At 53.6% G+C, this 14527-nt stretch carries 10 protein-coding genes; 2 read left to right on the top strand and 8 right to left on the bottom strand.

Translation table 11 applies throughout. The features are described 5' to 3' along the window. Positions 1–244: 244 nt before the first annotated feature. The 8 genes from DUT67_RS14315 to DUT67_RS14280 form a co-directional block, all read right to left on the bottom strand. Positions 245–1585 carry an anaerobic C4-dicarboxylate transporter gene (locus tag DUT67_RS14315; RefSeq protein WP_039296103.1) on the bottom strand — a complete coding sequence of 447 codons (1341 nt, stop codon included), beginning with the start codon at positions 1583–1585 and terminating at the stop codon, positions 245–247. Positions 1586–2453: 868 nt separating this feature from the next. Beyond that, positions 2454–3824 carry a TolC family outer membrane protein gene (locus tag DUT67_RS14310; protein ID WP_113631773.1) on the bottom strand — a complete coding sequence of 457 codons (1371 nt, stop codon included), beginning with the start codon at positions 3822–3824 and terminating at the stop codon, positions 2454–2456. Positions 3825–3826: 2 nt separating this feature from the next. Next, positions 3827–5185, bottom strand: a complete 1359-nt coding sequence (locus tag DUT67_RS14305; RefSeq protein ID WP_113631772.1) for an HlyD family type I secretion periplasmic adaptor subunit — start codon at positions 5183–5185, stop codon at positions 3827–3829. A 64-nt stretch (positions 5186–5249) separates the two neighbouring features. After that, positions 5250–7109 (bottom strand): type I secretion system permease/ATPase, encoded by a 1860-nt coding sequence (locus DUT67_RS14300; RefSeq protein ID WP_113631771.1) that lies wholly within the window; start codon positions 7107–7109, stop codon positions 5250–5252. Between the two features lie 258 nt (positions 7110–7367). Then, positions 7368–7985: a heme acquisition protein HasA gene (locus DUT67_RS14295; RefSeq protein ID WP_048261103.1), complete on the bottom strand. Its 618-nt coding sequence runs from the start codon at positions 7983–7985 to the stop codon at positions 7368–7370. 117 nt (positions 7986–8102) lie between these two features. Next, positions 8103–10781: a TonB-dependent receptor gene (locus DUT67_RS14290; RefSeq protein WP_113631770.1), complete on the bottom strand. Its 2679-nt coding sequence runs from the start codon at positions 10779–10781 to the stop codon at positions 8103–8105. A gap of 260 nt (positions 10782–11041) precedes the next feature. Next, positions 11042–12010 (bottom strand): FecR domain-containing protein, encoded by a 969-nt coding sequence (locus DUT67_RS14285; protein ID WP_113631769.1) that lies wholly within the window; start codon positions 12008–12010, stop codon positions 11042–11044. 99 nt (positions 12011–12109) lie between these two features. Next, positions 12110–12619 (bottom strand): RNA polymerase sigma factor, encoded by a 510-nt coding sequence (locus DUT67_RS14280; RefSeq protein WP_113631768.1) that lies wholly within the window; start codon positions 12617–12619, stop codon positions 12110–12112. A gap of 189 nt (positions 12620–12808) precedes the next feature. Here DUT67_RS14280 and DUT67_RS14275 point away from each other — a divergent pair, with 189 nt between their 5' ends. Both DUT67_RS14275 and patD read left to right on the top strand, forming a co-directional pair. After that, positions 12809–12970 (top strand): hypothetical protein, encoded by a 162-nt coding sequence (locus DUT67_RS14275; protein ID WP_167389293.1) that lies wholly within the window; start codon positions 12809–12811, stop codon positions 12968–12970. A gap of 120 nt (positions 12971–13090) precedes the next feature. Continuing rightward, positions 13091–14515, top strand: a complete 1425-nt coding sequence (patD, locus tag DUT67_RS14270; RefSeq protein ID WP_113631767.1) for an aminobutyraldehyde dehydrogenase — start codon at positions 13091–13093, stop codon at positions 14513–14515. Positions 14516–14527: the final 12 nt, after the last annotated feature.

Here is a 14527-nt window from a genome sequence, read left to right as displayed (position 1 = left end):
CGCATAGTGCGTTTTTGAGAGTGCTGACAAAGGTCACCAAGCGGTAGTAACGGATAGATCGTAAAGACGCTGCAAGTACTTCCCTGTAAGCTCGAACCGCGCCATCCCTGGCGCGGACGTATTCCGTTACTCCCGTTTTCATTCAGTAAATAGGTTTTTCAACGCCACTTGCAATGGCTTGTGAGGGGGCGTGCCATAAAAAAGCCGCCCATTGCTGGACGGCTTTTAGGTACAAAGAACCGAATTACAGGAAGCCGTACATCGCGGCGAACACCCAACCAAAGACGCAGGATGTGCTCACGCCGATCAAGCCAGGAAAAATGAAGCTGTGGTTGATAACGAAACGGCCGATTTTGGTGGTGCCGGAGCGGTCGAACTGGATAGCAGCCAGATCGCTTGGGTAGGTCGGCAGAATGTAGTAACCATAGCAGGCTGGTGCAGATGCCACGATATACGCGGGATCCACGCCGATGGCTAGCGCAACAGGGACAATCGCCGCCAGCGCTGCCGCTTGCGAGTTAACGAACTTGGACACGATCAGCAAGATAATGGCGTAAGCCCAAGGATAGACTTTCACCAACGACCCGAGCGTGGCTTTGATCTCTTCCAGATGCGCACCGAACATGGTTTCCGCCATCCAGGCGATACCGTATACCGCGACGATGGCAATCATCCCCGAACGGAACACTTCGTTTTTCGATATCGATGACGGATTGGTTTTGGTTGCGATAATGATGATAGCGCCGGAGAGCAGCATAAACATCTGAATCACCAGCACCATCGACAGCGGCTTGCCAGCGAACACTGGGCGCAATTCTTCAACAGCACCCAGAACGGCTACCGCAGCGATGGTTGCCAAAAAGATCCACATGGCGACCCAGTTGCTGCGCGGCAATTTTCTGTCCAGCAGCGTGGCGGTATCGCCATACACATACTGCTTGTTTTCTGGATCGGCGATGAATTTCTGGAAATCTTCATCCTTGTCCAGATCCTTACCGCGGAACCAACTGAAAATCCCTATCGCCAGAATACCCAGCAGGGTAGAAGGGATGGTAATAGACAGCAGGTCGAGGAATCCCAGATGTTTACCCTGGAAGGTGAAATTAGCCAGCATGGCAACCAGCGAGACAACCGCAACGGATACCGGGCTGGCAATAATCCCCATCTGTGCGCCGATTGAACTGGCAGCCATCGGCCTTTCAGGACGAATATTATTCTTGATGGCGACATCATAAATAATCGGCAGAATGGTATACACCACGTGGCCCGTACCACACAGGATAGTCAGAATACAGGTGACAAATGGCGCGATAATCGAAACGTATTTTGGGTTACGTCTCAGCATACGCTCCGCGAGTTGTAGCATGACATCCAGCCCGCCTGATGCCTGAAGTGTTGCCGATGCGGCTACCACGGCAATGATAACCAGCATGACGTCAACGGGCGGTTTACCCGGTTGCAGTTTAAAGATAAAGACCAGAATAACGAGTCCGACCCCGCCTAATAAACCCAGCGCGATCCCGCCTTTTCTTGCCCCATAAAAAAGGCAGATAAGGACAATGACTAATTGAATGATGAAATCCATAGTAGCCCCATTGAATTGCTCAATATACTCGTCATACTTCAAGTTGCATGTACGTTGGGCCGCGTTCACTCACCCGAATCACTTACTTGAGTAAGCTCATCGGGATTCTTTCTCTTGCCGCCTTCCTGAAACTTGAATTATTTAGAGTAGTTAATGAACTGATTAGTTAGAATTAAAATAAGTTGGTTTTTACTGCGGGTACTATATGGACGGGTTGTTATTTGTTTTCTTGATCTAAATCTATTAATTTTTACCTTTGTCCTATTTCATGAAAATAAAAGATCTCGCTCGCAATAATCATATCTTTCTGGTTTCTTTAGTTTTTTAAGTGTAATTTTAATTTATTAATGATTTCGGTGAGCGTTAGTTGGCGCGGTTGTTAATGATTGGTGGGGTGTTTTTAATAGTGATTAAATCCATGTTTTTATTTTGTTGTGGTTTGTGTGGTTTTATTTTTTATTTTCGTTAACGATCACCACAAAAAATCATACCTTAATGCCAATCCCTCTACCTCTAATGGAGTATTTATTCATATTTCGTTGTTTTTAAATGATTAGTTTAAAAATGATAAAATGAATCCCTTTTTGGTAATGAAGTCAACGCCAGACCATAGCTGGATAGTCGAAAAATAAAAATAGTGGCTACGTCACTGCTATTTACCTCAAGAATATAGCTAACGTGTTTTCTGCGATGTTTGCATTAGATGCGAAGGGAAACGTTCTTTATAGTGTGATTAGTTATTAATATAAAATTTCTATAAGTTTTATAGAATATCTGGATGCAAACTATTTTCATTTCAAAGAAGAATGTGGCCGAATATTAGCACGTCAGCGACCCTGTCTTCTTTCAATCTGCACCCTTTATGCCGCTAGATATGCACGAAATAGGTCGCTAACTGACGCAGTGTCTGTTCATCTAGCGTGCCTGCGTAGTAACGCAGTTGTAGCCAGGCCGTCAGCCAAGTATAACGTGCCTCGGTCAGGTCGCGTCGTGCGCCGTAAAGCTGCTGTTCGGCATTCAGCACGTCAAGATTCACTCGTTCCCCACCCTGAACGCTCTTCTGGGTCGCAGTGACCAGCGCTAGCGCAGATTTTTCCGCCAGTTCATAGGCGCGGATTTTCGCCTGACTGCTGGTGACCAAATTAAACTGGCGACGCAATTCCGTCTGAATGGTTGCCGTTTGCTCATCTTTTTCCCGCGCGGTTTGCTGATAGCGCTCCTTCGCCTGACGCGTCGCCGCAGAAACGCCGCCGCCCGCAAAAATGGGTACGCTGACGCGGATGCCAATCGATCGCGTATCGTATTTCTGGTTGTAGCTGTTTTCGGTATCTGACTGCGTGTTGCGGGTGCTGGCGACCAGCGTGACCTGTGGCAGGTGACCCGCCCGGTTACGCTCAATGCCGTATTTCGCCACGGCCAGCGATTGGTTCAGCGCCAGTAGCTGAGCGTTGTGACGTAACGCCAGTGATTGCCAGTGCTGATAGCCCGCAGGTTGAAGTGGCAGCGGTGAGAAGCGCGGGGTTAACGCCGCAAGCTGTTCGACGCCAACCGGCATTCCCAGCAGCGTTTCCAGTTCACGCAGGCTGATATCCAGATTGTCCTGCGCTTCGATGAGCTGCGCCTCCGTCAGATTGACCCGCGCCTCGGTTTCCAACATATCGGTGCGGGTGCCTTCCCCTTGCTGGAAGAGACGTTGATTCAACTGATACTGCTCGCGATAAGCACGTTGTTGTGCCTGAACCAGCGTAATCTGCTCACGGCTAAACAGCACGTTGGTGTAGGCCTGAAATAGACGTACCAGTAACTGTTGGCTGGCATCGCGCAGCTGTTCGTCTGCCAGCACCGCGCTGGCTTCACCCTGTTGATAGCGCGACCATGCCGCGTAGTCGATCAGCGGTTGTTGCAGGTAAAAGCTGGAAGCGCGGCTGGTGTAATCCCGCTCCGATTGTTGGCCGCCAGTGGTGACCGTAGAATCATTGCGAGACTGGTTGTAGTCATAGGTGACTTTCGGCAGCAGTCCGGCGCGCCCGATGTTTTTCTCTTCGCTGTCGGCGTTACGGGCATGCACGGCAGCCTGGAAAGCGGGATCGTGCGTCAGCGCATGCTGCCAGGCCTCCATTAACCCCAGCGCCTGACTCGGTGCGCTGTAGATCAGCGCGAGGAAGAAAGAAGCGGCATAAACGGGTACGGTATAGCAGGAGCGGATCGCCGCGCGGTAAATAGATGAAAGGCGCAGCATGGTTATTCCTCGGTCAGCGCCAGATGCAGGCGATCGGAAAGTGGTTTGAACAGGTAGTTGAGCAGGGAACGCTCGCCGGTACGAATAAAGGCTTCCACCGGCATACCGGGGCGAACATCTAGTCCTGCAAGTTGCTGCTTACCGTGTTCATCGACGTGAATACGCAAGGCGTAATACGGTTTTCCTGTCTGTTGCTCGACTAACTGGTCGGCACCGATGAGTGCGACAACGCCGGAAATACGCGGTGTGGTGCTTTGATTGAAAGCAGAAAACAGCAGCTCAACTGGCAACCCGTTATTGACTCTGTCCACCAGCTCGATAGGCAACTGTGCGTCAATTAATAACGGTTGCCCATCGGGAACGATCTCCATCAGCATCTGCCCGCTATTCACCACGCCGCCTTCGGTGTGCAGCGCCAGCCCGACTACCGTGCCGCTGGCGGGTGCGCGAATGTGTGTGTGCTGAAGCTCATACTCCGCGGTTTTCAGCCGCTGGGTGAGATCCTGAATCGAACGCTGGGTATCGGCGAGCTGGGCGCGCACGTCTTTTTGATATTCGTTCTGACTTTGCTGGATCCTTTGTTCCAACTCGACGACCTGCTGCTGGAGTTGCACCTGATTATTGCGTTCCTGCGCAATCGCGCCTGCCAACTGAGCGGCCTGTCGCTCGACGTCCAGCAGGCGATTACGGGCGATATAGCCTTCTTGTGCTAATGGACGTAGTCCGCGTAGCTGTTCATTGACAATCTGGAACTGCGTTTGACTGCTGGCAAGCAACGCCTGTGAACCCTGCGACTGGGCTTTTGCCCCGATTATTGCAGCCTGCATGGCAGCGCGTTCCTGTTGCAGTGCCGCGCGACGACTGATGAAAAGCTGCTGCTGGGCGATCTGGATCTGTTGTGTGACGGTGCTGTATTGCTCTGTAGCGGCAGGGAAGTGGATCGTGTTCAGATCGTCGCGTTCTGCCAACAGGCGCGCTTCGCCTGCGTGTGCTTCCTGCAACTGCGTGGCCAAATTATCGCGCTGTGCCTGAGCGGGAGTTTGATCCAGCGTGGCAAGAATTTGCCCGGCTTGCACACGATCGCCATCCCGCACGGTAAGCGAGGCGATGCGTCCGCTACTAACGGGCTGTACCGCTTTGCGGTTATCTGCGACGACGATCCGGCCGGACACCGCGACGCCTTTATCCAACGGTGCCATGCTTGCCCAAAGTAGCAGGCCACCAAAACCAACCAGAACCAGCCAGAGTCCGTGCTTTAAATAGCGTCCAGCATCGGTATGTAACGGCATCGCTGCGACGTTATCCTCCACCGGATGCAGGGGGACTGTCGGCTGTGATGTGACTTCGCGTAACGCGGACATGGTTATCCTCTTCTTTCCATAATGCTTTCCTGACGACAGGCGTTGGTGACCAATGCGCTAAGCTTCATTTATCTGGTGCGGCATGGCGAGGCGTCGGCGCGCTGTACACCATGCTGAGACCCGTTGAGCTGGGTTCCTTTGGACTAAAGGCATTCGCGGCGTCTGCTGTTTTAACCGGTGCGGGTTTGGCGCTGACGGGTTTAGTCATCGGTTTGGTCATAGACGCATTGGCGGGCTTGGCACGCTGTAGTTCTTTCAGCACCTGCTCTGTGGCACCGAAATACTGGATCTGCCCAGCGCGCAGGACTAACAGCTTATTGGCGCAGGACAGTAGGGCGGGTTTATGCGTGATCAGTACCTGCGTGCTTTTGGCCTCCTGCTGCGCGGCAATCGCGGCTAATAAGGCTTTCTCGCCGTCGTCATCCAGACTGGCATTGGGTTCATCCATCACGATCAGGCGTGGCTGGTTGTAAATAGTTCTGGCAAGGGCGACGCGCTGTTTCTGTCCGCCGGACAGCCCAGCACCACCTTCACCCAAAAGTGTATCGTAGCCCTGCGGCAGCCGTAGAATCATCTCGTGAACGCCTGCCGTGATGGCGGCGGCGACGATCTTATCGGGATCCGGCTGAGTGAAGCGTGCGATGTTTTCGGCAATCGTTCCGCTGAAAAGCTGCACATCTTGCGGCAGATAGCCGACAAAACGGCCTACGTCACCTTTGTCCCATTGATGCATGTCGGCACCGTCCAGCCTGACTTTACCGCCGAGTGCAGGCATGGCGGCAACCAGCAGGCGGGCGAGGGTGGATTTCCCTGAACCAGATGGGCCTAAAACGCCGAGTACATCGCCGGGAGCCAGTTCAAATGTGATATTGGCAAGGATGGGAGTGCGAGTGTTGGGCGCGTTGGCGCTGAGCTGTTCCACCTGAAGCTTACCCACTGGTGCTGGCAGTGCCATGCCAGCAGGTCGCGCGGGGTGGTTATCGAGCAAGATATTGACACGCTGCCAGGCGAGACGCGCCTGCATCCACTGTTTCCAGACGCCAATGATCTGATCGATCGGGCTGAGCACGCGACCTACCAGAATGGAACCGGCAATCATCATACCGGGTGTGATATCACCGTTGACGGCCAGCAGTGCGCCCAAACCTAGCATTAGCGACTGAAGCGCCAGCCGGGTGCTCTTCGTCAGCGAGGTAATGTTGGCGCTCTTTTCGCTGGCAACATTCTGATAATAGAGAAACGCTTTATGCTGTGTCAGCCAGCGTTCGCGCATGGCAGGTAGCATTCCCATCGCTTCTATAGCGTCGGCGTTGCGCAGGTTGGCATTGGCTTGATGCGTCGCCTGAACGGTGTTCTGTGCAGCTAATGCTAGCGGTTCGCGCGTCAGTTTTTGGTTCAGCCAGGCGAGTACAATCAGCACGATAGCCCCCGCCAGCGCCATGACGCCCAGCCAGGGATGCAGTAAGAAGATCACTAAGAGATAAACGGGAAACCACGGCGCATCAAAGAAGGCGAACAGCGCGTTCCCAGTGGCGAACTGACGCAGGGCAGTAAGATCATTTAAGGCTTGTCCGGCACCTGCCGTTCCGTTCTTGAGGTTGCTTTCAAATGCCGCATTGTAGACACGCTGATTCAAACGCATATCCATCTGCGTACCGAGGCGGATTACCACGGCGCTGCGTATCCATTCTAATAATCCCATCAATAAAAACAGCACTAGCATAATGATCGTCAGCATCGCCAGCGTCATAGTGCTGCTGGACGGCAGTACGCGGTCATAGACCTGAAGCATATAAATGGCTGGAGCCAGCATCAGCAGGTTGATGACGGCGCTGAACAGGCCAATTCCCCAGAACCCCTGACGGTAGGCGGCCAGCGCGTCAATAATCTCCCTGCCTGATGAGGCCGGACGGGGTGCGGGCATGGGATGTTCCTTCTTCAATAAAATCGCCATCGTTCTCACTGTGGGGTGCCCACAACGTGGAAGAGGGGGAAGTGGTTAGCCGTACCGCTATTGACGCGGCTTCCCAACGGTTATTACACTCAATAGACCGCCGCGGTGCCGTACCCCTCATACTTCAAGCTGCTTCCCTGCAACGTGAATTATCTGGGGTATATACTCTCTCCGTACCGCGACGGTGTTCACTCAAACGGCTAAAAGCGTCATCTTTTAGCCGTTTTCTTATGCCGCTAGCAGATCGGCCGTTTCGGCGACGCCAACAACGTCAACCACGGTATCGGCAGAGAGTGCCGCATCGGAGGTCGTTGTCGCGAAGCTCAGGCTATCCAGGCTCGCATTAATGTCGATACCGGCATTCGTCAGTGCATCCAGCAGTGGCTGAACCTGACCACTCATCAGGCCATAAATCACGTCGTGAACCACGCCGCGATCGCTAACGGTCAGGTTGGCCACATCGGTGGAGAGATCCAGCCCGCTGAAGGTGACTTCCGGTTCGGCAAGAGAATACGTGGTGCCTGCGGTGGTGCCGCCTTGCAGAACATTACCGAATGACAGGCTGTCCAGGTCGCCGTACAGCGTATGAGCAGGAGGGGAGAAGAGGCTATAGGTCAGATCGCCGCCCGCAATGAGCGCGGAGAAATCGTTCTGCGTACTCGTGATCGCATATTGAGTACCGTCTATAAAGGTATCGCCGCCGTAAAAGCCCCCAGTGTTATTGCCACCGACTTGTGTATTACCCGCGGTATGGTTAACGTCACCAAACGCTGCCGACCATTCAGTCAGGTAGCTGGCAATGCTGTAATTGGCATAGTAGGCATCGTAGGTAATTGCAAAACTCATAATAGATTCCTCATTAACTAACGATCGACAGGCACGGTCATCCGTGTCTGTGGTGAAAGAGGATGAGCCATCCCATCCCCTTTGTTTTCCTGTTTCCCGTGTAGGGAAACAGAGAAATCAGAATCGGTATTCCACGCCAGCCTGTACCGTTCTTCCTCGGCTCGGCGTGTAACCCAGTGATTCGCCATAGCTCACGATGTAAGTACGGTTAGCGATATTCTCGACGGAACCGCGCAGCGTCAGGCTGTCGGTCAGACGATAGCTGGCGTACAGATCGTAAACTTCATATTTAGGCCAGTCGGCTAAGTAGGCAGAATTGCTCGGTGCGGCGGTATCCTGATAGCCAGGAGCAAAACGCATGGTGACGCCCATATCCAGCTTGCGATCGAAGACGCGCGTCCCCAGCGTGACGGAACCCCGGTCACCGGGTAGATAGGCGGCGTTGCTGAATAACAGCGTTTTCTGGCAAGAGGAATCGCTGGCGGTGGTATCGACCGGCGTGGAGTAATAGTTGCCTCTGGAGCCGCCAACGGTTGTCACGCCGCCCATCCAGGCCACTGGCGCACAGAAATCGTTATTGCCGATCATGTGGGTGTAGGTGGCATCGACATATAAAAAGCCCGCGTCGTAATTCAGCTGGTATTCCATGCCACGGAAACGGCTTTTCGCCAGATTGTTCTGGAACACGGAATTGCTGAGGGAATAGCCGTTATAGCCCGGTTTATTGCGCGCGCCGTTCAGGCTGATGTAGTTGTTTATCCGCGTGTCGAAGTAGGACACCTTGGTGACCAGTCGGTCGCCATCCATAAACAATTCGGGTTTCTGAATATTGAACCCGACTTCCCAGGCGCGTGAGCGCTCCGGCTTGAGGTTGGGATTCGGATACAGGTAATAGTTGCCCGCGCTATAGGTGCCGTTAGCGAAGGTTTCACTGACGGAAGGTGGCCGCCAGGACAGACCGTAGCTGGTGAACAGCTGTAGCCATTCAATGCCAGGGCGGACGCCAGCAAACAGCGTGGGGGAAAGTTTGCCGTGCTCGTCATCGACATTCCAATCCTGCGTAGTGGTCACGAACGGCGGGCAGAGCGCGATCGATCGTGCCGTGCAGGGATTCGTGATGGTATAGGGGATTTCCCGATAGCTGATGCTGGTGGTGCCGCGTAACCGATAGCGATCGTAACGCAGGCCACCTTGCAGTGTTACCCACTCGTCGTACGCATAATTCAGATTCGCGAATAGGCTGGCCATCGCGCGGTTCCCCTCCGGGGTCGCGTTACTGGCCGTGCTATTGGTGCTGTCCGTGGTGATCTTGTCGTAATAGAAGTCCAATCCGTAATCGGCTTTCAGATCGTGCGCGCCCTGCTGCCATAGCGTCGAGGTATTCTGTGCCTGCGCCCCGTAGGTACGTAACCGCGTGCTCTCGTGATAGGCGCTGGTATTGGAAAGGGCGTAATTATCGGTGTCGTTATTGGTATCGGCGTAATAAATTTTGGCTTTAAAGTCGAGCCAGCGCTGGTTGTCCGGCTTCAGGCTGTAATCCAGTGCCGTACTGCGCGCCATAATTTCGCTGTGCCCGCTGGCTTTCCAACCCAGTTCAGTATTGGAGAGATTGGACAACGTCCCAGCGTTTTCAGAAGAGGTTTGCGTTTGCATATAGCTGAGCTGGACGCGCTGATTGGCAGGCAGATTCCAGCCGACTTTCGCCAGCCGTGAGCGCATGGTGTAGGCTGCGCTGGTCACCTTCTGATGCTTTAAATTATTCGCCCACGTTTCGTAATTGCTTGAATTTCCGGGAATACGAATACTCCCGAGGTTGCCGTCATTACCCGGCCAGTAGTCGCCCAAATGGCGTTCGCTGGCACCGACCAGAATATCGCCGCTTTCGTTACCCAACGCGAGAATGCCGCTACCAATAAAATGTGTTCCGTTATCGCCCGTGCTGGCGTGCAGTTTTCCGCCCAGTTCTTTACCCGGAGCCAGAAAATCGTGTGCGCTGGCAGTATTAAACGTGGCGACGCCGCCCAGCGTGCCCGCGCTGCCCATCACGTTTGTTGCACCTTTCTCAATGGTCGCGCCGGAGAGCAGCTCCGAGTCGATATACATCTGTCCGTTACGCTGGCCGTAACCCGTTTTTTGGAAATTCTGCCGCACGCCGTCGATATTCATATTCACGCGACCGAAATCCTGTATCCCGCGAATGTTCACCGACAGCGCAGGATCTTGCTGGCTGACACTGGAGTAAACGCCAGCGGACTGTTCCAGCATATCGGCGGCGTGGCGGGCAGGGCGGTTATCCATCTGCTCGCGTGAAATGACGCTAATCGCACGCGGCTGCTCGTAGATCCAGTCGCCCGGATTGGCGACGGTAAAGGCGCGAACGGTCATCACATCGTCTATTTTTGCCGTATCGACGTTAGCTGAACGAGGGCGCAGGGTAATAACACCGTTGTTGCCAATCTGAAAATCGACAGGATTGGTACCGAGCAACTGGCGTAGCCCTTGCTCGGGGGGGAAACGCCCTTGAAGCCCGGAGGCCTGCATGTTTTCCAGTTTTACGTCAGCAAAAAAGACCTGTAACCCTGCTTGTTCGGCGAAGCGCAGCAGTGCGCTACTCAACGGCTGCGCGCTGATGGAAAAAGCGACGCTTTGACGAGCGGTTTCCTGAACGTTGGCGGACTGTGTCTCTGCTTGCGCATAGTGGAACAAACCCGGCAGCGAAAGCGCGATGCTGACGGCAAGAGAAAGTGGATTAATTTGTAACAAACGGCTGTCTTGCTGTTGTGTTTTTTTAAACATTTTTCGCCTGGTCTGTCATCCGTTAAATCATCAATAAACATTAATAAACAAAGGGATAATTAACCCTATTTTTCTTAATGAAAATGATAATAAAAATCATTACCTAAATATGAAGACGGCTGAGATGACAGAACCCGTAAAAAAATATTTAAATTTTTTTCTCTACTGAGTTGCGGCTTTGTGAACGTAAAGGGAGTTTTCGCGTGATTACCACTCCCGAACGGCATGGCAGGAGTGGGGAATACCGGTAGGAGAAGGGATCAGTACAGAATCGTGACGCCGGGGAGTGAAACCGTTTTGGCACCCAGTTCGGTGGTCATGGTTTGCAACGCGCTATCCAGCTCGTTCAGCGAAAACATTCCGCTAACCTGACGCTGGCGCAGCGCTGAGCTGGAGATGATGATGGTGCCGGATCGATACTGATTGATACGGGCGATCACGATAGCCAGTGGCTGTTGATCGAATATCAGTAGACCGCGCCGCCAGTCGCCGCGTTCGCGACTATTCCAACCGGGGAGGCGAGTCATCCCTTGTTCGGTATAGCGTGCCGCCTGTTGTTCATCAAGCCGCAGCGCTTGGCCGTTTGCCGTTACCTGAACGCTGTGTTCTATCACGCCGACGGTCGTTGTCTGTGATGAATTTTGCACCATAAACTGCGTGCCCAACGCCTGTGTGGTGCCGGACGCGGCATCAACAAGAAAAGGGCGTTTTTCCTGTGCATTCGTCGGTGCGACAGTGAACCATGCCGAACCTTGCAGCAGCGTAACTCGCCGTTCTTGTGGCGTGTAGGCGAGAGCAATGGCGCTGCCTGCGTCCATGTCGACCTCACTGCCGTCCGGTAGCGTGACGTGTTTGACCTGATGATCTGCACGATAATCGGAGCGCAACATCATGATGCCGTCGGATATCCATGCCGTGCCGAAACTGAAACCCAGTAGCAATAGGGCCGCGATTTTCCACTGCGTCGCGCGATTGACGCGTCTGACAGGCACTATTGCTAACGGCTGTGGTTGCAGGCCCTGACTTTGTAGAGCTTGTTTTTGCTCGGCGCTGAGCGACCCGAGTCCATGCCAGAGCATCCCAGCCTGTTCCACTGCATGGCGATGGCGAGGATCCTGTGCCAGCCAGCGCTGGAATGTCAGTTCCTGTTCATCGTCCAGCGGCGCTTCGGCCAAACGTATGGCCCATCGTGCTGCCTGCTGATGGATTTCAGGGGGATAATCGTTCATGTTGTAGGCCTGGAGTATGTAGGGTCTCTAAATAAGTAGACGTCTGACGGCAATAAACCCGTAAATAATTTGTGATTATTTCATGCTGGGCGATTTTCTTCACGAGGCGCGGATCGTCATCATGGCGTGCAGGGCCATGGCAAGATGCTTCTCAACGGTGCTGAGGGAAATAGTCAACTGTTGAGCAATTTGCGCCTGCGTCATGTGTTCAAACCGGTGCAGATGAAATATCTGCTGCGTACGTTCAGGCAATGTCGCCAGTACGTTTGCCAGACGCTCCAGCTCTTGTTGGGCGATCGCCGCTTGATCGAGCTGAGGAGCGATATCCGGCAGATAGTCTAGCGTCGCATCCACGTCGTCAACCGACGTCGCCATCTGCCAGCGTTGCTGGTGGCGGATATGGTCGAGCAGCAGATTATTTGCTGTCTTATAGAGATACGCTTTCTTATCGTCTACATCATCCTGCTGTTCCAGCCGTTGCGCCAACCGTAAAAAACTCTCTTGCACCAGGTCTGCCGCTGCCTGAGGGTCGCGCAGTTTATGATTGAGATAGCGTTCTAACCGCTCGGCATAGTGGTTGAACAGCATTCTGAGTTCAGACTCTGACATGCCAACGTCCCGTCAGGTGACCTTCCTGCCGCCTTGCGGCAAATTTAGGGTATAAATATGATGTAATTGATAATTATTATCACATATGACGAACGGGAAAGCAGAGTTAAATCTTCTTCAGATTGGCGGATTTTTGCCGTCGACTACACTTATCTTTGTTGACGCATTATTTGATTGAGAGGAATGACGATGACGACGAAGGACGATCCCAAAGAGGTGACGGTCAGCGAAGGGCTGGCAAAGGTGCATGAAGCATCAGAGCAACTGACAAAAGAAGAGATCGACGCGCTGGCGGAGGAAGCCAGACAGGCCGCGACGGAGACGAAGAAAACGTCGGGTAATACGCCCTGAACTGAGGCTGCTTGTGGCAGAACTCATTGACTGTCAAACATAAAGTGGCAGGTTTTTTGCACAGACATTTTGCAGATAGTGATGAAAAACACGATCGTTTTCTCTCTGTAAGGAAAATGTATGCATGACAAATTACTGATAGAAGGCAAGCTGGTCGCGGGAAAAGGCGAGGCATTGCCGGTATTCAACCCCGCAACAGGAGAGCAAATTGCCGCGATTGCGCAGGCTGATTTGCACCAGGTTGATGCAGCCGTTCTGGCTGCGGAGTCCGCTTTTGCACATTGGGGACAAACCACGCCGAAAACACGCGCGACGCTGCTATTAAAAATTGCCGATGCCATCGAGGAAAACGCCGAGGCGTTCGCCGAGCTGGAATCACTGAACTGCGGTAAGCCTTACCATGCGGCGCTGAATGATGAAGTGCCTGCGGTGGCGGATGTCTTTCGCTTTTTTGCCGGGGCGGCGCGCTGCCTGAGTGGTTCGGCGGCGGGAGAATATCTGGAAGGGCACACCTCCATGATTCGGCGCGATCCGGTTGGCGTGGTGGCGTCCATCGCGCCGTGGAATTATCCGCTGATGATGGCGTCGTGGAAGTTGGCACCTGCGTTGGCAGCAGGAAACTGCGTGGTGCTGAAACCGGCGGAGCAAACCCCGTTAACGACATTCTATTTGGCGCACCTGCTGGCGGAGATACTCCCCGCTGGCGTGGTCAATATCGTGTTCGGGCGCGGTGCAGACATTGGTGATGCGCTGACAGGACATGAGAAAGTGAATATGGTGTCGCTGACCGGTTCTATTGCGACTGGTGCGCATATCCTTGCGCATACCGCCGCGAGCGTAAAACGGACGCATATGGAGCTGGGCGGCAAAGCGCCAGTGATTGTGTTCGACGATGTTGATATCGATCAGGTGGTTGATGGGATTCGCAGCTTCGGTTTCTACAACGCGGGGCAAGATTGTACCGCTGCCTGTCGGCTGTATGTGCAGCGTGCCGTCTACGATGAAGTCGTGGAGGCATTAGGAAAAGCGGTGGCGACGCTGAAAATTGGCGATCCGCGAGATGAAACGACCGAGCTGGGGCCGCTGATTACCGAACCGCAGCTTAAACGAGTAATTGGTTTTGTCGAACGCGCCAAAGCGCTGCCGCATATCACGGTGGTGACCGGTGGTGAGCGGGTAAAAGGGCAGGGATTCTACTTCCAGCCTACGGTGCTGGCGGGGGCGAAACAGGACGATGAAATCGTCCAGAAAGAGGTGTTCGGCCCGGTAATATCCATCACGCCATTCGACGATGAAGCACAGGTGATTGGCTGGGCGAATGCCTCGAATTACGGGCTGGCGTCGTCGGTTTGGACGCGCGATATCGGGCGAGCACACCGCTTGGCCGCGTGCCTTCAATATGGCTGTACCTGGGTGAATACCCACTTCATGTTAGTCAGCGAAATGCCACACGGCGGACAGAAGCTGTCCGGCTACGGCAAGGATATGTCGATGTACGGACTAGAGGATTACACCATCGTGCGTCATATCATGATCCGGCACTGAGGTTATTCACTC

Source organism: Pectobacterium peruviense (assembly GCF_003312355.2).
GTDB lineage: Bacteria > Pseudomonadota > Gammaproteobacteria > Enterobacterales > Enterobacteriaceae > Pectobacterium > Pectobacterium peruviense.
Note: the sequence above shows the minus strand (reverse complement) of the source record. Positions and strands in the feature narration are given on the sequence as shown.

What these genes read in the sequence shown, in the direction of transcription:
- DUT67_RS14305 (WP_113631772.1), bottom strand. Translation starts at nt 5,185, where the DNA reads ATGTCCGCGTTACGCGAAGTCACATCACAGCCGACAGTCCCCCTGCAT.
- DUT67_RS14290 (WP_113631770.1), bottom strand. Translation starts at nt 10,781, where the DNA reads ATGTTTAAAAAAACACAACAGCAAGACAGCCGTTTGTTACAAATTAAT.
- DUT67_RS14310 (WP_113631773.1), bottom strand. Translation starts at nt 3,824, where the DNA reads ATGCTGCGCCTTTCATCTATTTACCGCGCGGCGATCCGCTCCTGCTAT.
- DUT67_RS14295 (WP_048261103.1), bottom strand. Translation starts at nt 7,985, where the DNA reads ATGAGTTTTGCAATTACCTACGATGCCTACTATGCCAATTACAGCATT.
- patD (WP_113631767.1), top strand. Translation starts at nt 13,091, where the DNA reads ATGCATGACAAATTACTGATAGAAGGCAAGCTGGTCGCGGGAAAAGGC.
- DUT67_RS14285 (WP_113631769.1), bottom strand. Translation starts at nt 12,010, where the DNA reads ATGAACGATTATCCCCCTGAAATCCATCAGCAGGCAGCACGATGGGCC.
- DUT67_RS14300 (WP_113631771.1), bottom strand. Translation starts at nt 7,109, where the DNA reads ATGCCCGCACCCCGTCCGGCCTCATCAGGCAGGGAGATTATTGACGCG.
- DUT67_RS14280 (WP_113631768.1), bottom strand. Translation starts at nt 12,619, where the DNA reads ATGTCAGAGTCTGAACTCAGAATGCTGTTCAACCACTATGCCGAGCGG.
- DUT67_RS14275 (WP_167389293.1), top strand. Translation starts at nt 12,809, where the DNA reads ATGACGACGAAGGACGATCCCAAAGAGGTGACGGTCAGCGAAGGGCTG.
- DUT67_RS14315 (WP_039296103.1), bottom strand. Translation starts at nt 1,585, where the DNA reads ATGGATTTCATCATTCAATTAGTCATTGTCCTTATCTGCCTTTTTTAT.